24 protein-coding genes and 1 tRNA gene are annotated in these 22,311 nt (G+C 40.0%); 19 read left to right on the top strand and 6 right to left on the bottom strand.

What is annotated here, in order from left to right; all coding sequences use genetic code 11:
* The first annotated feature begins 1 nt into the window (after position 1).
* The 3 genes from mltG (at position 2) to FTV37_RS07440 (ending at position 2,158) form a co-directional block, all read left to right on the top strand.
* Entirely contained in the window at positions 2-1,054 is a 1,053-nt protein-coding gene (gene mltG, locus FTV37_RS07450; protein ID WP_180063414.1) for an endolytic transglycosylase MltG, read from the top strand.
* Positions 1,055-1,063: 9 nt separating this feature from the next.
* Entirely contained in the window at positions 1,064-1,669 is a 606-nt protein-coding gene (gene tmk / locus FTV37_RS07445; RefSeq protein WP_078190336.1) for a dTMP kinase, read from the top strand.
* A gap of 69 nt (positions 1,670-1,738) precedes the next feature.
* Complete coding sequence (locus tag FTV37_RS07440) at positions 1,739-2,158, top strand: PaaI family thioesterase (RefSeq protein WP_180063413.1); 420 nt, start codon at positions 1,739-1,741, stop codon at positions 2,156-2,158.
* An 80-nt stretch (positions 2,159-2,238) separates the two neighbouring features.
* Here the strand turns inward: FTV37_RS07440 and nadB are convergent, their stop codons facing one another.
* On the bottom strand, positions 2,239-3,885 hold the full coding sequence (gene nadB / locus FTV37_RS07435) for an L-aspartate oxidase (protein ID WP_180063412.1): 1,647 nt from the start codon (positions 3,883-3,885) through the stop codon (positions 2,239-2,241).
* Positions 3,886-4,113: 228 nt separating this feature from the next.
* Here nadB and FTV37_RS07430 point away from each other — a divergent pair, with 228 nt between their 5' ends.
* The 12 genes from FTV37_RS07430 (at position 4,114) to FTV37_RS07375 (ending at position 14,343) form a co-directional block, all read left to right on the top strand.
* Complete coding sequence (locus FTV37_RS07430; protein WP_168378034.1) at positions 4,114-5,496, top strand: Do family serine endopeptidase; 1,383 nt, start codon at positions 4,114-4,116, stop codon at positions 5,494-5,496.
* A 120-nt stretch (positions 5,497-5,616) separates the two neighbouring features.
* Positions 5,617-6,066: a thioesterase family protein gene (locus FTV37_RS07425; protein ID WP_180063411.1), complete on the top strand. Its 450-nt coding sequence runs from the start codon at positions 5,617-5,619 to the stop codon at positions 6,064-6,066.
* Between the two features lie 195 nt (positions 6,067-6,261).
* Complete coding sequence (gene lepA / locus FTV37_RS07420; protein ID WP_168378033.1) at positions 6,262-8,079, top strand: translation elongation factor 4; 1,818 nt, start codon at positions 6,262-6,264, stop codon at positions 8,077-8,079.
* A gap of 21 nt (positions 8,080-8,100) precedes the next feature.
* Positions 8,101-8,928: a signal peptidase I gene (lepB, locus tag FTV37_RS07415; RefSeq protein WP_111883978.1), complete on the top strand. Its 828-nt coding sequence runs from the start codon at positions 8,101-8,103 to the stop codon at positions 8,926-8,928.
* Positions 8,929-8,948: 20 nt separating this feature from the next.
* Entirely contained in the window at positions 8,949-9,320 is a 372-nt protein-coding gene (locus FTV37_RS07410; protein ID WP_078192003.1) for a DUF4845 domain-containing protein, read from the top strand.
* Entirely contained in the window at positions 9,292-9,990 is a 699-nt protein-coding gene (gene rnc, locus FTV37_RS07405) for a ribonuclease III (RefSeq protein WP_111883979.1), read from the top strand. The genes FTV37_RS07410 and rnc overlap by 29 nt, the downstream gene beginning before the upstream one ends.
* Positions 9,990-11,018 carry a GTPase Era gene (gene era, locus FTV37_RS07400; protein ID WP_180063410.1) on the top strand — a complete coding sequence of 343 codons (1,029 nt, stop codon included), beginning with the start codon at positions 9,990-9,992 and terminating at the stop codon, positions 11,016-11,018. The genes rnc and era overlap by 1 nt, the downstream gene beginning before the upstream one ends.
* A gap of 33 nt (positions 11,019-11,051) precedes the next feature.
* Entirely contained in the window at positions 11,052-11,252 is a 201-nt protein-coding gene (locus FTV37_RS07395; protein WP_180063409.1) for an NF038104 family lipoprotein, read from the top strand.
* A gap of 8 nt (positions 11,253-11,260) precedes the next feature.
* Positions 11,261-11,977, top strand: a complete 717-nt coding sequence (gene recO / locus FTV37_RS07390) for a DNA repair protein RecO (RefSeq protein ID WP_180063440.1) — start codon at positions 11,261-11,263, stop codon at positions 11,975-11,977.
* A gap of 9 nt (positions 11,978-11,986) precedes the next feature.
* Complete coding sequence (pdxJ, locus tag FTV37_RS07385) at positions 11,987-12,712, top strand: pyridoxine 5'-phosphate synthase (RefSeq protein ID WP_111883982.1); 726 nt, start codon at positions 11,987-11,989, stop codon at positions 12,710-12,712.
* A 16-nt stretch (positions 12,713-12,728) separates the two neighbouring features.
* Positions 12,729-13,382, top strand: coding sequence for a tRNA-(ms[2]io[6]A)-hydroxylase (locus tag FTV37_RS07380; RefSeq protein WP_180063408.1), 654 nt, complete (start codon positions 12,729-12,731; stop codon positions 13,380-13,382).
* A 136-nt stretch (positions 13,383-13,518) separates the two neighbouring features.
* Positions 13,519-14,343, top strand: coding sequence for a DUF4198 domain-containing protein (locus tag FTV37_RS07375; RefSeq protein WP_180063407.1), 825 nt, complete (start codon positions 13,519-13,521; stop codon positions 14,341-14,343).
* 55 nt (positions 14,344-14,398) lie between these two features.
* Here the strand turns inward: FTV37_RS07375 and FTV37_RS07370 are convergent, their stop codons facing one another.
* Complete coding sequence (locus FTV37_RS07370) at positions 14,399-15,472, bottom strand: hypothetical protein (protein ID WP_180063406.1); 1,074 nt, start codon at positions 15,470-15,472, stop codon at positions 14,399-14,401.
* An 88-nt stretch (positions 15,473-15,560) separates the two neighbouring features.
* A tRNA-Asn gene (locus FTV37_RS07365) sits at positions 15,561-15,636 on the bottom strand.
* A gap of 251 nt (positions 15,637-15,887) precedes the next feature.
* On the opposite strand from FTV37_RS07365, the gene FTV37_RS07360 reads away from it, so the two are divergent.
* A complete protein-coding gene (locus FTV37_RS07360; protein WP_078190319.1) occupies positions 15,888-16,346 on the top strand; it encodes a hypothetical protein in 459 nt (152 codons plus the stop codon).
* 50 nt (positions 16,347-16,396) lie between these two features.
* Here FTV37_RS07360 and FTV37_RS07355 read toward each other — a convergent pair whose 3' ends face one another.
* From FTV37_RS07355 to map, 3 genes are all read right to left on the bottom strand, one after another.
* Positions 16,397-16,831, bottom strand: a complete 435-nt coding sequence (locus tag FTV37_RS07355) for a PaaI family thioesterase (RefSeq protein WP_180059223.1) — start codon at positions 16,829-16,831, stop codon at positions 16,397-16,399.
* A gap of 327 nt (positions 16,832-17,158) precedes the next feature.
* Positions 17,159-18,385, bottom strand: coding sequence for a pyridoxal phosphate-dependent aminotransferase (locus FTV37_RS07350; protein ID WP_111883988.1), 1,227 nt, complete (start codon positions 18,383-18,385; stop codon positions 17,159-17,161).
* A 269-nt stretch (positions 18,386-18,654) separates the two neighbouring features.
* Positions 18,655-19,482 carry a type I methionyl aminopeptidase gene (gene map, locus FTV37_RS07345; RefSeq protein ID WP_168378021.1) on the bottom strand — a complete coding sequence of 276 codons (828 nt, stop codon included), beginning with the start codon at positions 19,480-19,482 and terminating at the stop codon, positions 18,655-18,657.
* Positions 19,483-19,689: 207 nt separating this feature from the next.
* Here map and rpsB point away from each other — a divergent pair, with 207 nt between their 5' ends.
* From rpsB to FTV37_RS07330, 3 genes are all read left to right on the top strand, one after another.
* Entirely contained in the window at positions 19,690-20,436 is a 747-nt protein-coding gene (gene rpsB, locus FTV37_RS07340) for a 30S ribosomal protein S2 (protein ID WP_078190314.1), read from the top strand.
* 141 nt (positions 20,437-20,577) lie between these two features.
* On the top strand, positions 20,578-21,453 hold the full coding sequence (gene tsf / locus FTV37_RS07335; protein ID WP_078190313.1) for a translation elongation factor Ts: 876 nt from the start codon (positions 20,578-20,580) through the stop codon (positions 21,451-21,453).
* Between the two features lie 174 nt (positions 21,454-21,627).
* The gene (locus FTV37_RS07330) at positions 21,628-22,137 is read left to right on the top strand and encodes a DUF3465 domain-containing protein (protein WP_168378020.1); all 510 of its coding nucleotides are present in this window, start codon (positions 21,628-21,630) and stop codon (positions 22,135-22,137) included.
* Positions 22,138-22,311: the final 174 nt, after the last annotated feature.

The following is a 22,311-nucleotide window of genomic DNA, read 5'->3' as shown; positions in this document are numbered from 1 at the left end:
TATGTCCACCGCGTCTAAAAAAACAAATAAGAAAAAATCTGCCAAAGCAGGTTTTCCATTTAAAGCATGTTTGGTTGTGCTACTTGGTATCGTTGTAGTTGCGGCGATCTTACTGTGGTCGAGTTTATTTAAAGCCTATCCTGTGGAAGGCAAAAAGCAAATGTTGGCGATTGGTGCAGGGGATACCTATTCAGGATTTATTGACCGACTGGCCAAAGAGAAACAAGTTCATTTTCCTATTATTTTGAAGTTGTACCAAAAATTCATGATCAATGACACCTTAAAAGCAGGTGTGTATGAAATCCATGAAGGCATGAGCGTACGTGAAGTCATGAAACTGATTTCTAACTCTGAAAATGCGCAAATGAATCGAATTTTAGTGATCGAAGGGACGACATTTAAGCAACTGATAGACGCGTTAAAAAATGATCCTTTGGTGACACATGACATCAGTCATTTACCGTATGCACAAATCTTAAAAGAACTCGGTATTCCGTATTCACACCCAGAAGGATTATTTGCACCAAATACGTATTTCTTTGCAAAAGGCGAATCTGATCGAAAAATTTTGAAGGATTTGTATAACCGACAAATCAAAGCCTTAGATCAGGCTTGGACTAATCGAGCTCAAAATTTACCGTATAAAGATAAATATGAAGCCCTGATTATGGCGTCGATTATTGAAAAAGAAACCAGTATTGATAGTGAGCTTGAACAAGTGTCTGGTGTATTTGTGCGTCGTCTCAAACAAGGGATGCGTTTGCAAACAGATCCAACTGTGATTTATGGCATGGGTGATAAATACCAAGGCAATATCACTCGCCAAGATCTACGTACACCTACAGCCTATAACACTTACACGATCAATGGCTTACCGCCTACACCGATTGCTTTGCCGAGTCAAAAAGCAATTGAAGCCGCGATGCATCCAGATGCGTCAAATAACATCTATTTCGTGGCGACAGGTAACGGTGGTCATAAATTTAGCAGTAATTTGTCAGACCATAACCGAGCGGTACAAGAGTATTTATCGGTAATTCGTGCGAAAAATTGAGGAGTGAGCATGTTTATTAGTTTTGAAGGCACGGAAGGTGTGGGTAAAACCACGTTGATTCGTAAACTACATGAGCATTTCCAACACTTAGCAAAAGATGTGGTATTAACCCGTGAGCCGGGTGGTACACCTATGGCAGAGCAAATTCGCTCACTGTTACTTTCGGTGAACCACGAAGAAACCATGAGTAATGATACTGAATTATTGCTGATGTATGCAGCGCGTGCACAGCATTTAGAAGCCGTGATTCTGCCAGCGTTAGCTGCAGATAAAATCGTTTTATGTGACCGTTTTACAGATTCGAGTTTTGCATATCAGTGTGCAGGTCGTGGTTTGGACCGAGAAAAACTCAAAGTTTTAAATGACGGTTTTGTGGCGCGTATGCCAGATATTACCTTTTGGTTAGATGCACCGATTGAAACGGGGATGTTACGTGCACGTGAACGTGGTGCTTTGGATCGATTTGAGCAAGAGAAAGCAACGTTCTTTGAGAAAGTGCGTTCAGGTTTTGCTGAAATTCATGAAAATGAGCCTGCACGCATGAAGCGCCTCGATGCGACGCAAACACCTGAACAGGTTTTTCAACAGGCATTATTGCATTTGCAACAGATCTAAAATGCCATAGTAATCTTTAGGTATTTGATTTAAAAATCATTCATAGCATAAGTTATGGATGATTTTTTTATGCCGCATCGAAAGCAGGCGATTATTGATTTTTTACAACGTGAATTTGCCCCAAGTTTAAAAAATTGCACGATTAAAGAAGTTGGACAGCAAACCGCGACTTTAATTTGGCATGTCACAGAACAAGATCTAAGACCGGGCAATACGATATCTGGCCCAACCATGATGACTTTGGCTGACTTTGCGCTATATGTGGCTATATTGGGGGAGATCGGGATTGTAGGACTGGCGGTCACGACCAATATGAATATTAATTTTTTAAGAAAACCCGAAGCCAATCAAGATTTAATAGGCGAGTGTCGATTGCTGAAAGTGGGCAAAAGTATAATTTATGGTGAGGTGTTGGTGTATTCAGCAGGTGTGGATGAGCCTGTTGCACATATAACAGGGAGTTATTCTATTCCACCAAAACGAATATAAAGGCTCAATTGCATTTGCTGATTCAAATAAAAAGCCGAATTTATATTCGGCTTTTTATGGTTTTTAGACATTTTAGATGTTTAAGAAACCAGTTCTGTATTCACCAATGGACATTCCACTTGGAAATCGGGTGGACTTAACACAGTTTTACGTAGTTCGTCTGCTTGTTCAGGATAGTCTAAAGTGAAATGCAGACCACGAGACTCTTTACGTTCCATTGCACAGCGCACAATCATTTCTGATACCAATACTAAGTTACGGAGTTCAATCAGATTTTTACTGACTTGATAATCTTGATAATACTCGGTGATTTCACGCTTAAGCATTTCAATACGATGGAGCGCACGTTGAAGTCGCTTGGTTGTTCTGACAATACCGACGTAGTTCCACATGGTTTGGCGAAGTTCATCCCAATTCTGCAAAATCACCACGTCTTCGTCAGGGTTGGTCACTTGCGAGTCATCCCATTCTGGGACATGAGGCGCCTGATAGGATCCCTGATGCTGTGCTGTGATATGTGCTGATGCACTCATGCCATAAACGAAACATTCCAGTAAGGAGTTACTCGCCATACGGTTTGCACCATGTAGACCAGTATAAGAGGTTTCCCCAATGGCATATAGGCCTGGAATATCGGTCTGACTGTTTTCATCAACCACAACGCCGCCACAGGTGTAGTGAGCAGCAGGAACCACAGGAATCATTTCTTTGGTGATATCAATGCCAAGTTCCATTAAGCGTGCATACAATGTAGGAAAATGTTCTTTGACAAATTCTGCAGGTTTATGGGTGATATCAAGCCAAACATGACGTATGCCCAGACGTTTGATTTCATAATCAATAGCGCGCGCTACAATATCGCGTGGTGCTAATTCTGCACGCTCATCAAAGCGCAGCATAAAGCGTTCACCGTCAGGAAGACGTAAATAGGCACCTTCGCCACGCATCGCTTCGGTAATTAAAAAGGAGCGAGCTTGAGGATGGTACAAACAGGTTGGATGGAATTGGTTGAATTCCATATTGGCAACACGACAGCCTGCACGATAAGCCATGGCAATACCATCACCCGTCGCAATGTCGGGATTCGATGTATATAAATAAGCTTTCATTGCACCGCCACAGGCAAGGGCAGTAAATGGTGCTAAAAAGGTATGTACTTTTTCGGTTTTTTCATCTAATGCATAAAGGCCTAGAGCACGGCTTTCAGCTTCAGGATTTAACTTTTGTGCGGTAATTAGATCTATCGCGATATAGTTTTCAAAGATCTGAATATTTGATTTTTCTTGGGCGCGTTCTACCAATGTTGTGGAAATTGCACGTCCAGTTGCATCCGCTGCATGAATTATACGGCGCTGAGAGTGGCCACCTTCTCGGGTCAGATGTAGCTGTTCTTGTTCGTCTAAAGTAAATTGCACCCCTTGATTCAGTAGAAAATCGACAGAGGGCTTACCACCTTCAACGGTTTGTTTTACCGCCGCCATTTCACATAAATGTGCACCTGCAATCATGGTGTCATCGATATGTTGTTCAATGGAATCTGTTTTATCGAGGACGGCTGCCACGCCACCTTGGGCAAAATATGTACTGGCATCCGTCAGCGTCGACTTAGCTAAAACAGCAATATTAAAATGATCTGGTAACGAGAGGGCTAAACTTAAACCTGCACCGCCACTTCCCACAATAATCACATCAAATTGATGTGTCGTGTTTAAATTAGACATGTCCATCAGCTAATTTTAAAAATGTCCGATCATCACAACTGTTTTTGCCTAAAAACGCAATGACTATAAATTAACTAAATAATGAAAAATATTCATAGATCTGTAATATTTAAGGAATGTTTAAGATTGTTTATCCTAAATATTCATCAAACATTTTATTACGAAGCCTAGACTTGCATTGTGATAAAAACTAACGTATTTCAAATGATAAGCACAATTGAGTGAATGCTAACAATGAATAAATCGTATTTACAAAAGGGACTTTATGCAGCTGTGTTTACGGTTGCTAGCGTACAAACGCAGGCAGCAGGTCCTGTTGATTTTTCCAATTTGGTTGAACAGGTCAGCCCAGCTGTCGTAAGCGTGAATGTGGTTAAAAAGCTCAGTCAAGAAGAGCTTTTACAGCAGCAAGTCCCAGAAATATTACGACGCTTTTTTGGTAATCAGGTCGTTATCCCGCAGCAAAAAATGCCGCAAGAAAAGACCGGTTATGGAAGCGCATTCTTTATTAGTAAAGATGGTTATCTATTAACTAATCACCATGTGGTAGAAGATGCATCGAAAGTCACCATCGTATTGAATGACCGCCGTGAAATTGATGCCACCGTTGTGGGTAGTGATGAGCGGACTGATGTGGCTTTGCTAAAGGTGAAAGGTTCAAATTTTCCAGAGCTACGCACAGGTAATGTTGACCGTTTACGTGTAGGTGAGCCAGTGTTGGCTATTGGTTCACCATTTGGTTTTGACTATTCAGCTTCGGCAGGGATTGTCAGTGCGAAAATGCGCAATATGATGGGAGAAACCTCGGTTCCATTTATTCAAACCGATGTGGCATTGAACCCCGGAAACTCAGGCGGCCCTTTATTTAACCAGTCTGGTGAAGTGGTTGGGGTGAACTCTCGTATCTTTAGTGGTACGGGTGGTTATATGGGTTTATCGTTCTCGATTCCTATTGATGTGGCGATGGATGTTGCAGACCAATTAAAGAAAAACGGCAAGGTGACACGTGCTTACTTAGGCGTTATGCTGCAAGATATCGATCGTAATCTAGCTGAATCCTATAACCTTTCAAAACCTGAGGGCTCATTGATTACTCAAGTTGCACCGAATTCACCCGCAGCAAAAGCTGGCTTTAAAGCGGGTGATGTCATTTTGAAATTTAATGGTACACCGATTTCACGTACTGGCGAACTACTGAATTATCTCAATCGTACAGGTCCTAATCAAAGTATTCAGCTTGAAGTATTACGTGATGATAAACGCCAAAACATTTCAGCAACCTTGATCACTGCACCAGATGATACGCCTGCAAAAGCTGAAATTGCACCTGTGAAAAAAGGCCCGGTGATTGGGGTGTCAATTCGTAATTTAACTGCAGATGAATTAAAGCAACTGAGTGTGAAAGGTGGTGTATTAATTCAAGATGTACGAGCTAGTGGTATTGCTGCACAAGCGCGAATTCAGCCGGGTGACGTTGTGACTCAAGTTAATAATAAAGCTGTGAATAATGCAGAAGATTTTGTGAAAGTTATTTCAGAATTGAAAAATGGCAGCATTGCACGTGTTTCTTTGATTCGTCAGGGGCAACGTGCGATTGTGGGCATGCGCATTCAATAATGATTTGCTGAATGAAAACCACTCCAAGCGAGTGGTTTTTTTAACTTTAGTGTTTTTGCAATTTACCCTTAGATAAAAATGAGTAGACTGTGGAGCATATTTTAAAATTTGCAGGACGCTATGAGCGATATCTTTGATTTAAAAATTACAGTTCAAGCTGAACATATCGACACATTAAATCATGTGAATAACGTGGTGTACGTCAGTTGGATGCAAGATGTCGCGACAGCACATATTGAAGCCTTGGGTTTAGGCTTAAAAGAATATATTGAATTGAAGCATGCCATGGTTGCTGTAGAGCATCATGTTCAATATCGAAAAGCAGCAATTGAAGGTGAGGAGATTATTCTGCGAACTTGGTTAAATGATATCAATGCGTTGTATTCGTTTCGTCAGTATGTATTTTATCGCCCTAAAGACAAAGCGATAATATTTACAGGCAATACGCAGTGGGCATGCATTGAAATTGCCACAGGTCGTCCAAAACGCATGTCGCCAACCTTTACCCAAGCGTATCAACCTATTGCGGATAGCCTAAATCCGCTGGATTTTAGTGCTTATGATCTTTGAGTTTGATTTTATCGCAAAATTTCAAACCAAGACCAGCCAAGTTCTCCATGTAGGATGAATGACTTGCATAAAAGCAATGCATTATTTTCGATACTTTGAAAAATCCATCTGCTATAATCCTCGGCAATTTCTATTCGGCTTTTGCTATGCATAAAGAATTGCATGTATAGCGCTTTTATTTTTCCAAGGTAGCCCATGGCGCAAGCTAAAAAATCTGTTGATATAAAAAACATTCGTAACTTCTCGATCATTGCGCATATCGACCATGGTAAGTCGACCCTTGCCGACCGATTTATTCAAACTTGTGGTGGTTTGCAAGATCGTGAAATGCAGGCGCAGGTTCTAGATTCTATGGAATTGGAACGTGAGCGTGGTATTACGATTAAAGCTGCGTCAGTGACTTTGTATTACACCCATCCTAATGGTGAAGAATACCAACTCAACTTCATTGACACACCGGGGCACGTTGACTTTTCTTATGAAGTTTCACGTTCATTGGCTGCGTGTGAAGGTGCACTATTGGTTGTCGATGCTGCACAAGGGGTAGAAGCACAATCTGTAGCGAATTGCTATACCGCAATTGAACAAGGTTTAGAAGTCCTACCTGTTTTAAATAAAATTGATTTGCCGCAAGCAGAGCCAGAGCGTGTTATTCAAGAAATTGAAGACATTATTGGTATCGAAGCGACTGAAGCACCTACATGTTCAGCTAAAACCGGTCTAGGCATTGAAGGGGTGCTTGAAACACTGGTAAATGTTATTCCTGCACCCGAAGGCGATCGTAATGCACCATTACAAGCCTTAATTGTTGACTCTTGGTTCGACAACTATTTGGGCGTGGTTTCTTTAGTTCGTATTAAAGAAGGTCGTGTGCGTAAAGGCGATAAAATGTTGATGAAATCAACAGGTCAAACGCACATCATTACTTCAGTAGGTATTTTTAATCCTAAACATACAGAAACTGACATGCTCGAAGCAGGTGAAGTTGGTTTCGTGATCGCGGGTATTAAAGATATTTTTGGTGCTCCAGTTGGTGATACGATTACCTTGGCAACTACACCAGAAGTTGAAAGCTTACCGGGTTTCAAAAAAGTGAAACCACAGGTCTATGCAGGTTTATTCCCAATCGATTCAAGTGAATTTGAACCGTTCCGTGAGGCGCTGCACAAACTGCAAATTAATGACTCAGCGTTGTTCTTTGAACCTGAAAGTTCAGATGCACTTGGTTTTGGCTTCCGTTGTGGCTTCTTGGGTATGCTGCACATGGAAATTGTACAAGAACGTTTAGAACGTGAGTATGATCTGGACCTGATTTCTTCAGCACCAACCGTAATTTATGAAGCGGTGATGAAAAATGGTCAAACCATTTATATCGATAGTCCTTCTAAAATGCCGGATGGTTCAACAGTTGAAGACTTACGTGAGCCAATTGCTGAATGTCACATTTTAGTACCGCAAGAATACTTGGGTAATGTGATGACTTTATGTGTTGAACGTCGCGGCGTTCAAAAGAATATGAAGTTCATGGCGAACCAAGTGGCCATTACGTTTGAAATTCCAATGGCTGAAGTGGTAATGGATTTCTTTGATAAGTTGAAATCATGTTCACGTGGCTTTGCATCGCTTGACTATAGCTTTGTCCGTTTTGAGAGTTCATCTTTGGTTAAGGTGGATGTGCTAATTAATGGTGAGAAGGTTGATGCCTTGGCCATGATTTGTCACCGCCAAGATGCTCGTCACCGTGGTATTGCTTTAGTTGAAAAAATGAAAGACTTGATTCCACGTCAAATGTTTGATGTGGCTATTCAAGCAGCAATTGGCGCGCAAATCATTGCACGTTCAACTGTAAAAGCGATGCGTAAAAACGTTTTGGCTAAATGTTATGGTGGTGACGTGTCGCGTAAGAAGAAACTTCTTGCGAAACAAAAAGAAGGTAAGAAACGTATGAAACAAGTGGGCAGCGTCGAAATCCCACAAGAAGCGTTCCTTGCGGTATTGAAAGTAGAAAGATAATAAATAGAGGTTTATGAGCTCATGGATTTTGACTTTAATTTGATCCTTGTTCCTGCCACAGTCATTTTTTTCTTAATTTGGCTGTTGGATAAGTTTGTCTGGAAACAACGACAGACCAAAGGTAAAGGGAATGAAAATGTCGTTATCGCATGGGCTTATGACTTTTGGCCGATTCTAGCGATAGTTTTGGTAATGCGTTCATTCTTATATGAGCCATTTAATATTCCATCAGACTCTATGGTTCCAACTTTAGAGACAGGTGATTTTATTGTGGTGAATAAATATCAGTATGGCGTACGTTTACCTATCGTCAATAAAAAAATTCTTGATGTCGGTGAACCTGAGCGTGGTGATGTCATTGTATTCCGTTATCCACCACAACCAACCATCAGCTATATTAAACGAGTGGTCGGTTTACCAGGTGATCATATTATTTACGATCATGGTCAACTGAGTGTGAATGGTCAAAAGGTGGCAAAAGTTCCTGTAGAATTTAGCCGTGAAAAAGATCAACTTGATACACCTACATCGATTTATCATAAAGAAACCATGGGTAAGCATACGTTTACCATGCGTGAGCTTGAAGGCGTCAATGTTGCGCGCCAAGCACCATTTATCAACTATGTTGAAAATGGTAAATATTCAACAGAAAATGGTTTATATTGGGAAGTTAAGGTTCCTGAAGGTCACTATTTCGCGATGGGGGATAATCGCGATCAAAGTGCGGACAGTCGTTTTTGGGGCTTTGTGCCTGAAGAAAACCTCACTGGACGTGCTTTTTACAAGTGGATGCATAAGGAACCCGGTTTAAAACTGCCTTCATTTAGTCGTAATGGCAGTATTGATTAGTCTTACATCAGGAAAATAAAATGAGACATCAACGGGGAACGTCTTATATTGCAATTTTAATTGCTGTGATTGGTTTTGCTTTTTTAGCTAAAGCTTTAATTGCGGTTTGGGGACCGTATGTTGACGATCGTCTCGTCAACAATGAAATTGAAGAATTGATGAAGAGCAGTCCTAAAAATATTGCTCCGAGTAAGTTTGAGTCACAAATGTCACAGCGTTTAGATATGAATGGTGTACGTGATTTAAATTTTAAAGATATTGCTCAAGTCACTAATGTAGATGGTCTACAAGTGAAAACAGATTATGAAATAAGAAAACCTTTCTTATTGAATATTGATATTGTGTTGAAGTTCGAGAAAAGTTTTGATCAAAGCTCAGTCCAAGCTAAATGAAGCTCGTTTAGCAAGTCGTATCGGTTATCAGTTTAAACAACCTGAATTGTTACAACTGGCCTTGACCCACCGATCGGTGAGCCATAAATACAATTATGAACGCCTAGAATATCTGGGCGATTCATTATTGGGTATGATAATTGCCAATTATCTGTACCATGCCTACCCGCATGAAAATGAAGGGCGTCTAACGCGTATGCGTGCGACACTGGTTCGTCAGGAAGCGCTAGGAAAAATTGCCAATGACTTAAAACTCAGTCAAGAATTAATCTTGAGTACAGGTGAGTTGAAATCTGGCGGTCATCATCGTGAGTCTATACTTGCGGATACCGTTGAATCGATCATTGGTGCAATCTATGTCGATTGTCAGGATTTAAAAATTCTGGAACCGATTGTTCTTAAATGGTATGTGCCATATTTAGATCATATTGAACCAACTGATCAACTGAAAGATCCTAAATCACGTTTGCAAGAGTATTTACAAGCACGTAAAAAACCTCTCCCGGTTTACGAGGTTGTAGATATTCAGGGTGATGCTCCGAACCAACATTTTAAAGTTGAATGTACAGTTGAAGGGCTCCCTGTTAAATACGGTGAAGGTTCAAGCCGTCGCTTTGCTGAACAGGCAGTAGCGGCAGAAATCTTAGAAATTTTGGAGAAAAAGTCTTAATGACTACTCATTCCGATCACGTAGATGCTGATCACGAGTCGCAAGGCGACAGTAACGATTTAATTAGTCAGTTTTTTAGTGCACAAGGCACTGAAATTCCTGCCGATTTTAAAAGTGGGTTTGTGGCGATTGTTGGTCGTCCAAACGTGGGTAAATCAACGTTGATGAACCATATTTTGGGTCAAAAACTTTCCATTACCTCTCGTAAACCACAGACCACACGTCATAAAATTGTGGGTATTGACTCACGCGAAAAATCTCAAGCGGTATTTGTAGATACCCCGGGGATGCACAAAAAAGAAGTCCGTGCCATCAATAAAATGATGAACCGTGCGGCACATTCTGCACTTCGTGATGTGAACTTAGTTTTGTTTGTGATTGATGCAGACAAATGGACACAGAATGATGATTTAGTGTTAGAGAAGCTAAAAAAAGCCGATATGCCAGTGATTCTTGTGATCAATAAAATTGATACACTAGAGAATAAAAACCATGCATTACCATTGATACAAGAGCGTGCAAAATTAATGAATTTTGCAGAAATTGTTCCTGTATCAGCATTACGTGGTGCAAATTTAGATCATTTGCGCAGCACGATTGAGAAATATTTACCATTCCAACCACCACTGTATTCACTTGAGCAATTAACGGATCGTTCAGAGCGCTTCCTTGCGTCTGAAATTATCCGTGAAAAAATCATGCGTCAATTGGGTGAAGAGCTGCCTTATGATTTAACGGTTCAAATTGAGTCGTTTAAAACAGAAGAAGCAACGGTTAATCCAAAAACGGGTCGTCCTAAAGCGGCGTGTACCTATATTGATGCGACGATTTTTGTCGATCGTTCTGGCCAAAAAGCCATTGTGATTGGTGAAAAAGGTGCCAAACTGAAGAAAATCGGTATGGATGCACGTGTGGATATGGAAAAAATGTTCGAGCAAAAAATCATGCTGACACTTTGGGTGAAAGTCAAAGGTGGTTGGTCTGATGATGAGCGTGCATTGAAAAGCCTGGGTTATAGCGATATTTAATTGCTGGACATTTAAAACTTTGAGGGAAGAGTAATGATGAGAGTATTAGCTGTAGTGGCATGTGTTTTGTTTCTACAAGGGTGTATTCATAAAATCGTTACTGTTCCTGTCAAAGTGGCTTATAAAACCACAAAGGGCGTGGTCAAAGGCACTGCTGCAGTTGTGGGTGCAGTCATTCCAGATGGGGATGATGAAGAAGATGAAGACGAAAAGAAAAAGAAAGACAAGGATTAATATTTTAAATCATGCGTAATGAGATACTGCATGGTTATTTAATTCACCATCGTAAATATCGTGAAAAAAGTCATATCGTGCACCTGTTTACGCAGGAGCATGGCCGAGTTGACGGTATTCTCAGACAAACACCTCCGCCTCAGTATCAACCGATTTGCTTGCAAGCATCCGGCAAGTCTGAGCTTAAAAATTTCAGTAAACTTGAAATTGTGAATCAACCCATTTTCTTTTTTGGGGATGCTTTTTTTTCAGGTTTTTATTTAAATGAAGTTTTATTGAGGTTATGTCCTTTAGAGGTCGAGATGCCTGAGACATTTGCTCAATATGCGCATACCTTAGAACAACTCCAATGCATGTCTGCGCAGGACAATCCTGATCTTTTTTTGCGACAAATCCTTAGACAGTTTGAGCATGAGTTGCTTGAAGAATTGGGTTATGCGCTAGATTATTCAACTGATGCAAATCAACAGCAAATTCAGCTTCATGAAAATTATCAATTTCATTTAAATGAAGGTTTTCAACCTGTCATTAAAGCCTCACGCGCAACATTGTCAGGTCAACATATTTTAAGTATGTGTGATTATGAAAAAGGTGGGGAATTTAATTCTGAACAGTTACAATTACTGTCTAAGTTGTACCGACAAATGATTACTTCCTTGCTTGGCGATCGTCCATTAAAAAGTCGTCAATTGTGGATACAGAATTCTCAAACTCAACGTCATTAGGAAAGAATTATGGCAGCTTTGCTTGGTGTAAATATTGACCATGTGGCAACACTACGAAATGCACGTGGGACAACTTATCCAGATCCTGTGAATGCCGCAATTATTTGTGAGCAAGCGGGGGCGGAAGGGATTACGCTGCATTTACGTGAAGATCGTCGCCATATTAAAGATGATGATGTACGTCGAATGCGTTCTGTATTAAAAACCCATATGAACCTTGAAATGGCAGTGACCAATGAAATGGTTGAATTTGCCAAAGAGATTCAGCCGCATCATGTATGCTTTGTTCCTGAAAAGCGTGAAGAAGTCACGACTGAAGGTGGTCTAGATGTGGTTGGGCATTTTGAAGATGTAAAAAACGCGACTCAAGCACTCGCGGCGATTGGTTGCGAAGTTTCATTATTTATTGATGCTGACTTTGCTCAAATTGATGCAGCGATTGCCTGTGGTGCGCCTACGATTGAGTTGCATACAGGTGCATATGCAGATGCTGAAACACCTGAAGCGCAGAAAGCAGAGCTGGAACGTATTATTCGAGGTGCTGAATATGCGGCATCTAAAGGATTGATTGTGAATGCTGGTCATGGCTTAAATATTGACAATGTCACTCCGATTGCGCGCATTGCTCAAATTCATGAACTAAATATTGGTCACTCGATTATTGCTGATGCTGTATTTATTGGATTGGCACAGTCTGTAAAACAAATGAAAGCTGCGATTAAATCTGCACGTTAATTTTTAAGTAAAGTATATGTCAAATATTGATTATGATGCCCTAATGAAGCCAGTCATTGGCTTCTTGGGGTGTGAAACACCAAAAGCATGGCTAGATGAAGCTTTAAATAATTTGGATATCCTGATGCAGGATCATGCCAATTGTGAAAAGAAAGCAGCAAGTACAGCAATGAATTTGATGTTTCGTTATAGTTTTTTCTCGGATTTACAAATCAAACTGGCACAGCTAGTACGTGAAGAAATGCTGCACTATGAGCAAGTGCTGGAACTGATGGCAAAACGTGGTCAGGAATGGACTGCAATCACTGCTGGTCGGTATGCAGGTGGTCTACGTAAAGAAGTGCGGACTTACGAGCCAGAAGCGTTAATTGATATCTTGGTGATTGGCGCATTTGTTGAAGCACGGTCATGTGAGCGTTTCTATGCGCTTGCACCACATGTGGATGAAGAGTTGGGGCGTTACTACCGCTATTTGCTAAAGTCTGAATCACGCCATTATGAGGACTATTTAGCATTGGCCACGGATGTGGCGATGACCAATAAGCTAAAGAACCCGAAAGAAGATATTCAGATGCGTATTGAGCATATTCGTGAAGTTGAAAAAAATCTGATTAGCAGCCCAGATGATTTATTCCGCTTTCATAGTGGTGTGCCAGTCAAAGCAGCTTGATAAAATAATCCTCCAAAATGGGGGATTTTTTATGCACTTAAAATAAACGATAATAAGAATTATTTACAATTGTCTTGGGTGAATCTAAAATGAAACGATCTCTATGAATCAAACAATTTAAGCTCACTTATTTAATATGAAATTACAATTCACTTTACTCTGTATCGCTTTGTGTGCGGTTGGTCAGGCTGAAGCGCATTATCCTTATGTTGCACCTCTAAACTATCAAACATTTAATAATCATAGTGCCATTCTTTCTGGTTTTTATGACAATCCGTTTGTTTCTGAAATAGCCATTAAAAATTTTAATTTCCATGTACATACACCGTCTGGTGAAAAGCTGCATTTAACGGAAACTGATTGGGCAAAAACGCAAACAGTCAGCAGCTATAGTTTAGAAAATAAGCAAGATGGCACGTATCGTATTCGCGGTGAAAAGCAGGGAAGTACAGCGCGTTTTGCTTATGATCAAAAGCAGTGGAAAGCGTTAATCAATGGTGTGCGTGATCCTCAAAAAACTGCGAATGCAAATGTCATTTATACAGCCGAGTTGACTAAAAAGTCGCAAATCAAAAGTATTCAAACCCAGGAAATCATTGAAACTTTTGTATCACGCCGTGTAACGTCTACACATGTGGTGAATCATTTACATGAAGGCTTTGATGTGCAATTTAAAACCCATCCGAATGCCATTATGCAAAATGAGCCTGTCCAACTGAAAGTGCTAGATCAGAAAAAAGCGGTTGCGGGTTTGCAGATTGAAATTTTGCAGCAAACAACGGATTACAGCCGTGAAGGAAAAGTTTATAAAACGCTTAAAACTGATCAAGATGGAAACTTGAATTTTAGCCTATCAGATCGTGGTCAGTATTTACTGAAAATCGATTATCAACAGCCTTTTGAAATGAAAGGCGATACATTAAAACGATATAAATATACTTTGAGCTTTAATGTAATCTAAGGTGATTAAAAGAGAAAAAGCTCTGCGATTTGCGGAGCTTTTTTATGAAAATGATTTAGCTATCTTTAGGTTCAAGATAAAACATCGATAAACCTATCAATAAAATTAAACTGGTTTGAGTGAAAAAGTGTTTATTAAAACCACCATAATATTGCTGCGAATAGCCTGCGATCAGTAAATACCCCGTTAAATAGAGCAGTCGATAATATCGGCTTTCAAAACAATAAAAGACACTTGCAAAACATAAAATCAAGCAACCAATCACCATATAGTGGATATCCCAAATGATGGTGTTGATAGCAAATAAAAGTGCTGAAAGTGCGCCGATAGATAAATTACGAAGGCTTTCAAACCCTTGAAAAATGTGCATCAAAGCTAATATGAAGAGTGGTAATAGAGCAAGTGCATATTTTATTTTCATACTGTTTTGCGTCATGAGCATAAAATTTTGCTGTTTCTCAACAATGGGGCTAGTACTGATGCTTAGCCTAAGCCATTGTAGGGTTAAGTGTTCAGGGATGTTGGCTTTAACTAAAAATTTGAGAGTGGCTTGTGGTGGGATAATATAATTTTCTTGGAATTCATGGCCATAAAAGATCCAAGATTTATTGGTCTCCAATGTGTGATATTGCGTATTTTTTTGAGTTGAGATGTTAAAGAGTTGTCCACTTGCATTTAACCCAGCTTTCATACATGGTGTTTCTTTTTCGTGAACAATACATAACGGCAGTACCGAAATTTCAAGATCTTTTCGAGTTTGTTGCTGACCTGCAAAATCGATATGAACATATAACTGATCAGATTGGTTTTGCAGCGTAATCGGTGTGCTTGACCAATATTGTCCTTCTGTCATCTCGTCCAATACAGATTCAGATATTTCCGGAATAGTATTGTGATTTTGAATCTGCTGAGGTGGAATCAACCATTGTAGGTTGCTGTCAAGAAGGGTGTTCGATTCACTATTATATAAATTGGGTGGTGTTTTGAAGTGTTGTTCAATTTCACTTTCGGGTGTGCAGCTCACCAAATAAATTGCAAATGGACTGATAAAAATTAAAAGAAAAATGAATGCAGTGAGGTAGTGTTTTAAGGCAGTTTTATTTGATTCAGCATCAACTTGAATGAACATTTTTTTTATTTTAATGACAATGACTTATAGATTATATGTAAATCAAAGGCATTAAAAAAGCCCATTTAAATAAATGGGCTTTAGAATTTGGCTCTCCAACCTGGGCTCGAACCAGGGACCTGCGGATTAACAGTCCGTCGCTCTACCGACTGAGCTATTGGAGAATCTGAATGCGATTATAAGCAGATTTTGAAGAGGGTCAAGCTAAAAATACCAATATGAGGAGAAATGCGTGATAGATGTTTTTTATTTGAACAAAAAGAAGGATTTTTTAGAAAAAATGAATCTTAGGCTTGCAAAGAAAAAATTCAATTGATAGTCTGAATGCAACAACAGAGCGTTTAAACATATGTTTAAACAGTGTGGATTTAAACCCAACTTGCCAGCACTAAAATGGCTAAACAGGAGAAAGCGAATGAATACGCTGACTATTTCTCAGATTTTTTCAAACTTTTCTTTTTATCAAGAAAACTATCTTTCCATTATCAGTAACCAAGAGCAATATCAAACACCTGTCGAAGGGGCGTACGTTGACGTTTGGCCTTTGGGTCAACGTGACTTAGCATTGGGTGATTTATTACAACTGTGGTTTAGTGAAAAATGGTTGATCAACGCGCCATGTCATTTACGTTTTGAACATCAAGATGATGGTCGTCGTGTGCCTTTGCAACGCAAGCAAGATTTGTATTTATACCAATTGGCAGGTAATGCGTTATCAGGCTCAAATCGTTCTAAAGTATGGTCTATTTCAGAACAACGGGAACTTCGTGTTGAGTTAGATAGTGCTTTAAAATATTATTGCTTTCAAAAGGGCAGTAATCGCATTGATCTAAGTGAAGGCCAATTAATTCGTGCCTTACATTCAGCAATTTAAGTTTGAATCATCATCTGCTCGCATTGAATTGCGAGCAGAAAAATAAAATATTAAGGACGTATAATCATGCAGGTTGCAGTTGCATGTGCATAAAGTTTGCCATTGTCATCAATAATTTTCCCTTCAGAAATCCCTAAATTTTTACTGATATTAATGACTGTTCCTATCGCTGTAAGTTCAACATCCTTTGGGATTGGGCGACACATTTTTATATTTAAGTCGATGGTGCCATAACCTACACCTGCCTCTAATAGCGTGTGAATGGCACAACCTGTCACCGAGTCGAGTACCGTAGCAGCAAAGCCACCATGCACGCCGCCTAGCGGATTTATGTGTCGTGCATCTGCTTTAGCCTTAAAGCTAATACTGCCCTCAGATACTTCATAAGGCTGCATAGGAATAGTTTCGCTAATACTTGCTGGAGGAATTTGGCCTTGCATCATTGCCTTTAAAATTTCTAGTCCAGTCATTTCTTTGATGTTCATTGGTAGATCTCTGGATAGGTTAGTTTTGTGGTTGTTCTGGGTTCTAAAATGAAACTTATTTAAATAACATAGCTGAAAATGTAAAAAGAATGCAAACCAAGGATTTGAATATGAAGGTTAGTTTTAGGTTTTATCGTTTGGTTTTTTAATATTTAAGTCGATTTGAAGGAAGTCAAATGGGCTGGATGAGCTTTGTTATTTAGTTTGAACCGCGAAAAAAATTGATCAAAAGCGTGTTGAAGTGAAGAGTATTAATTTATTCTTTTGATGAGTATAAAAAACCCGCGAAATTCGCGGGCTTTTTTTTGATTTGATCTCTAGATCAAATTATTTTTCAGCAGCAATTGAAGCAATCGCAGCGTCTACGCCTTCGATTGAATCAGCAGCTTTCTTGATACGTGCAAGCGCATCTACAAGAACTTCGTCTGCAGTTGCATAAGAAATACGCATGTAACCACCTAGACCGAACGCATCACCAGGAACTACGGCAACACCAGTTTCTTCCAATAACCATGCAGAGAATTCTGTGCAAGATTTTAAACCTTTTGCACGAATCAATGGACGGATGTTTGCATATGCATAGAATGCACCATCAGCAGGAAGGCAAGTGATACCGTTGATGTCGTTCAAGCCTTTCACAACTAGGTCGTGACGGCGTTTGAATGCTTCAATCATTGGCTCAAGAACGTCTTGAGGACCATTCAATGCAGCTTCAGCAGCAACTTGTGAAATAGAAGTTGGGTTTGAAGTTGATTGAGATTGGATTTTTTTCATCGCACCAATAAGTTTAGCAGGGCCCGCTGCGTAGCCAATACGCCAGCCAGTCATTGCATAAGCTTTAGATACACCGTTAAGAACGATTACGCGATCGTAAAGGTCTGGTGCAACTGTTGCGATGTTGTAGAATTCGTCGTCCCAACGGATTGGTTCGTACATATCATCAGAAGCAACTAAAACTTCTGGGTATTTACGTAGAACGTCAGCTAAAGCAAGTAATTCTTCTTTAGTGTAGATCATACCTGTTGGGTTAGAAGGGCTGTTTAGAACCACTAAACGAGTTTTGTCAGTGATTGCAGCTTCTAATTGAGCAGGCGTAATTTTGAAACGTTGATCTTCACCACATTTCACGATTACAGGAGTACCTTCAGCAATGATCACCATGTCTGGGTAGCTTACCCAGTAAGGAGCAGGGATAATTACTTCGTCGCCTTTGTTTAACAAAGCAAGTGCCAAGTTAAAGAAAGATTGTTTACCACCACAAGAAACCAAGATTTGGTTTGCAGCGTAATCAAGGTTATTGTCGCGTTTTAATTTAGCAATAATTGCTTTTTTTAGACCTGGAGTACCGTCAACAGCTGTATATTTAGTGAAGCCATTGTTGATAGCAGCAATTGCAGCATCTTTGATGTGTTGTGGGGTATCGAAATCCGGTTCACCTGCGCCTAAACCAATTACGTTTTTACCAGCAGCTTTCAATTCAGCAGCTTTGTTAGTAACAGCAAGTGTAGGGGACGGTTTGATGCTATTTACACGATCAGACAGACGTACGTCCACGGCAGTATTCCTTCTTATAGGGATTAAAAAATAAAAAGCACACTATCTTAGCTTAAATGCACAGTAATGGGGAGTGGCAAAATCAACAATGTGCAAAAAAGTGTGATATTCCATCCTAACCCTATAATTGAGAAAATTTACATTGAGTTACTTAAATTTTTAATCAAATTTTATGGCAAATTCTTAAAGTCACGGACAAAAATAGGGTATAAAAAAGCCACAACATGTGTGACCATTTTTAATGAAATTTTGTACTTCAAATACTTTGCTTATTGAACAAAACGCGATAGATCTTCTTCGGGGCGAGCAGTTAGCACTTCTACACCATTTTTTGTTACAAGTAGCGTGTGTTCGTACTGTGCAGACAAGCTATGATCTTTAGTCACGACAGTCCATTTATCACCAAGAAGTTTGGTTTTCCAGTCGCCACCGTTCACCATTGGTTCGATGGTAAAGGTCATGCCTTCTTCTAAGATCATGCCTGTATTGGGTTGACCGTAGTGTAAAACTTGTGGTTCGTCATGGAAAACAGTACCAATACCATGACCACAATATTCACGTACAACACCAAAACGTTCTGATTCAACATATTGTTGAATGGCATTACCAATATCACCCATGGTTGCGCCTGGTTTTACCACAGCCATACCACGGTACATGGCTTCTTGAGCAACTTTACATAAACGGTTCGCTAAAATAGATGTTTCACCGCCTACGATATACATCATGTTGGTATCACCGTGGTAACCATCTTTAATCACAGTGACATCGATGTTTAAGATGTCACCTTTTTTTAACTTTTTGCTTTCAGATGGAATACCGTGACACACCACATGGTTCACTGAAGTACAGATCACGTGCTGGAACGCTGGACGACCCGGCGCAGCACCATAACCTAAACAAGCAGGAATAGCTTCTTGTTTATTGACAATGTAGTCATGACAAATCGTATCAAGTTCTAGGGTAGTCACACCTGGAACAATATGCGGTTTGATCATATCCAAAACTTCTGCCGCCAGTCGACCCGCGACGCGCATTTTTTCAATTTCGTCAGGCGTTTTAATTAATCGACGTGGAGCTTCGTAAGTACTGTTCATGATCTCTAAAAACTTTTGGAAATTTGTATGTGACTATGGTATAAATAGCCGCCCATTTTATCAAATGCTTTTTCGTGAATATCTTTCACGAGCTTTGTGCGATGGGGCAATAAAATCCGCACATATATCGACACATTTCTCTGGGTGCCTTTTTAGGTGGAGAATGCGGGTATATGGAGGCCTAACCCAAACTTTAAGGTAAAGAAAATGGCAGATTACAACGTAAGCATGCGCGACCTTCTTCAAGCAGGCGCACACTTCGGTCACCAAACACGTTTTTGGAATCCAAAAATGCGCGAATACATCTTCGGCGCGCGCAACAAAATTCACATCATCAACCTTGAGCACACTGTTCCTGCGTTAAATGATGCTTTGAACTTTGCTAACAACTTGGCTAGCAAAAAGAACAAAGTTTTGTTCGTTGGTACAAAACGTGCAGCTTCTGCAATCATCCGTGAACAAGCTCAACGTGCAGGTCAACCATATGTTGATCACCGCTGGTTGGGTGGTATGTTGACTAACTGGAAAACTCTTCGCCAGTCAATCAACCGTCTAAAAGACCTTCAAACTCAATCTACTGACGGTACTTTCGCTAAACTTACTAAACGTGAAGCATTAGAACGTACTCGTGAGATGGAAAAACTTGAACGCGCTCTTGGCGGCGTTAAAAACATGGGTGGTTTACCTGACGCATTATTCGTAATCGATGTTGATCACGAAGCAATTGCAATTAAAGAAGCTAAAAACCTTGGTATTCCTGTTATCGGTATCGTTGATACAAACTCTAACCCAGACAACGTAGACTACGTTATCCCTGGTAACGACGATGCGATCCGTGCAGTTACTCTTTACGCTTCTGCTATGGCTGATGCGATTCTTGCTGGTAAAGAATATGCTCAATCACAAGCAAATGCACAAGCTAAAGGCGAAGAAGCTCCTGCTTCTGAGGCTTAATGCGTTTGACGTAAGCTTGTCATTTTTGCGACACGTGATGGTGGCAAAGTAAGCGTCATGTATGCAGACGGCCCAAGAGACAGCTCTGGGCCGTTTCTGTTCTAAAAAGAATTCATTTTCTACCGTATTTAGGAGATTAACATGACTGCAGTTACAGCAAGCATGGTTAAAGAATTGCGCGATCGTACTGGTCTTGCAATGATGGAATGTAAAAAAGCATTAACAGAAGCGGGCGGTGACATCGAATTAGCGATCGACAACCTTCGTAAATCTGGTCAAGCTAAAGCTGCTAAAAAAGCGGGTAACATTGCTGCTGACGGCGCGATCACTATCGCTCAAGAAGGCAACAAAGCAATCCTTGTAGAAGTTAACTGTCAAACTGACTTCGTTGCTAAAGACGAAAACTTTGCTGGTTTCTCTGCTAAAGTTGCTGCTGCTGCGCTTGCTGCTGGTGTAACTGACGTTGCTCAAATTGCTGAATTGAAACTTGAAGATGGTGCTACTGTAGAAGAAGCTCGTATCGCGCTTGTTCAAAAAATCGGTGAAAACATCCAAGTGCGTCGTGCTCAAATCGTTGAAGGCGACAACCTTGCAGTTTACAAACACGGTTTAAAAATCGGTGTTGTAGTTGCATACGCTGGTGATGCTGAAACTGGTAAAGGTTTGGCTATGCACATCGCTGCATTCAACCCAGTTGCTGTAAACGAAGCTGGCGTTTCTGCTGAACTTATCGCTAAAGAAAAAGAAATTGCTGAAGCGAAAGCAATTGAATCTGGTAAACCAGCAAACATCGTTGAAAAAATGGTAACTGGTTCAGTTCAGAAATACTTGAACGAAGTTGTTCTTGAGAACCAAATGTACGTTATCGACAACGATAAGAAAGTTGCAGAAGTTCTTAAAGCAACTGGTACTACTGTTGCTAACTTCGTACGTTTCGAAGTTGGTGAAGGTATTGAGAAAAAAGCTGAACTTTCTTTCGCTGAAGAAGTTGCTGCTGCTCAAGCTGCTGCAAAATAATCTCTGATTATTTGTAGAAAAAAGCCCTCGTTTTAGAGGGCTTTTTTTATGGCTGTAGCTTTACTGATTTCAAAGCTATTTAAACTTTATATTGTGTACATTGTTGTTCACAGATTCTATTTTTATCAATTTTAATGACTATAATGAGTTGAAAATTTAGATTTAAACTATCTTATGGCAAACAAAACAAACTTAACCATCGGCGGAATTATTGTTGCGCTTGCAGCAGCTTATTTCGGAATCGATTTACAACAACAAAAAACTGCACCAGTTCAGACGACAGCTGAACAAAACTCACAGCCACAAATAGAACCAGTACAACCCGCAGATGCTCAACAAAAAGGGCAGAGTGCTGAAGATATCATTGCGCATGCATTTAAAAGTAAACTCAGTAATGTTCAGGTTGAAGGTGCAGGTCAAGTGAAAGCGGTACTACGAGATGATAATGAAGGTAGTCGCCATCAAAAGTTCATTTTGACCTTAAATAATGGTCAAACGCTTTTGGTCGCGCATAATATCGATCTTGCTCCACGAATTGACGACTTGCAAAAAGGCGATACAGTTCAATTTTACGGTGAATACGAATATTCAGATAAGGGAGGTGTGATGCACTGGACACATCACGATCCGAATGGACGTCATCAGGATGGTTGGTTAAAGCATCAAGGTAAAACCTATCAATAAAAATCACGTAGTCATTTTTAACTTTAGTCATTTAAATGATCATGATTCAGATGAAGCTATCAACATAAAATTGGATTAACCATATTGAGTAAAAGCCAGTGTTTAAACACTGGCTTTTTGGATGTATAAATAGAAAAAATGATTGGAAATACCAGAGATAAATACACCTATAAA

The sequence above is a fragment of the Acinetobacter sp. YH16042 genome (assembly GCF_013417245.1).
Classification (GTDB): domain Bacteria; phylum Pseudomonadota; class Gammaproteobacteria; order Pseudomonadales; family Moraxellaceae; genus Acinetobacter; species Acinetobacter amyesii.
Note: the sequence above shows the minus strand (reverse complement) of the source record. Positions and strands in the feature narration are given on the sequence as shown.

Coding starts and splice junctions, on each gene's coding strand:
- mltG (WP_180063414.1), top strand. CDS start 2: ATGTCCACCGCGTCTAAAAAAACAAATAAGAAAAAATCTGCCAAAGCA.
- tmk (WP_078190336.1), top strand. CDS start 1,064: ATGTTTATTAGTTTTGAAGGCACGGAAGGTGTGGGTAAAACCACGTTG.
- FTV37_RS07440 (WP_180063413.1), top strand. CDS start 1,739: ATGCCGCATCGAAAGCAGGCGATTATTGATTTTTTACAACGTGAATTT.
- nadB (WP_180063412.1), bottom strand. CDS start 3,885: ATGGACATGTCTAATTTAAACACGACACATCAATTTGATGTGATTATT.
- FTV37_RS07430 (WP_168378034.1), top strand. CDS start 4,114: ATGAATAAATCGTATTTACAAAAGGGACTTTATGCAGCTGTGTTTACG.
- FTV37_RS07425 (WP_180063411.1), top strand. CDS start 5,617: ATGAGCGATATCTTTGATTTAAAAATTACAGTTCAAGCTGAACATATC.
- lepA (WP_168378033.1), top strand. CDS start 6,262: ATGGCGCAAGCTAAAAAATCTGTTGATATAAAAAACATTCGTAACTTC.
- lepB (WP_111883978.1), top strand. CDS start 8,101: ATGGATTTTGACTTTAATTTGATCCTTGTTCCTGCCACAGTCATTTTT.
- FTV37_RS07410 (WP_078192003.1), top strand. CDS start 8,949: ATGAGACATCAACGGGGAACGTCTTATATTGCAATTTTAATTGCTGTG.
- era (WP_180063410.1), top strand. CDS start 9,990: ATGACTACTCATTCCGATCACGTAGATGCTGATCACGAGTCGCAAGGC.
- FTV37_RS07395 (WP_180063409.1), top strand. CDS start 11,052: ATGATGAGAGTATTAGCTGTAGTGGCATGTGTTTTGTTTCTACAAGGG.
- pdxJ (WP_111883982.1), top strand. CDS start 11,987: ATGGCAGCTTTGCTTGGTGTAAATATTGACCATGTGGCAACACTACGA.
- FTV37_RS07380 (WP_180063408.1), top strand. CDS start 12,729: ATGTCAAATATTGATTATGATGCCCTAATGAAGCCAGTCATTGGCTTC.
- FTV37_RS07375 (WP_180063407.1), top strand. CDS start 13,519: ATGAAATTACAATTCACTTTACTCTGTATCGCTTTGTGTGCGGTTGGT.
- FTV37_RS07370 (WP_180063406.1), bottom strand. CDS start 15,472: ATGTTCATTCAAGTTGATGCTGAATCAAATAAAACTGCCTTAAAACAC.
- FTV37_RS07360 (WP_078190319.1), top strand. CDS start 15,888: ATGAATACGCTGACTATTTCTCAGATTTTTTCAAACTTTTCTTTTTAT.
- FTV37_RS07355 (WP_180059223.1), bottom strand. CDS start 16,831: ATGAACATCAAAGAAATGACTGGACTAGAAATTTTAAAGGCAATGATG.
- map (WP_168378021.1), bottom strand. CDS start 19,482: ATGAACAGTACTTACGAAGCTCCACGTCGATTAATTAAAACGCCTGAC.
- rpsB (WP_078190314.1), top strand. CDS start 19,690: ATGGCAGATTACAACGTAAGCATGCGCGACCTTCTTCAAGCAGGCGCA.
- tsf (WP_078190313.1), top strand. CDS start 20,578: ATGACTGCAGTTACAGCAAGCATGGTTAAAGAATTGCGCGATCGTACT.
- FTV37_RS07330 (WP_168378020.1), top strand. CDS start 21,628: ATGGCAAACAAAACAAACTTAACCATCGGCGGAATTATTGTTGCGCTT.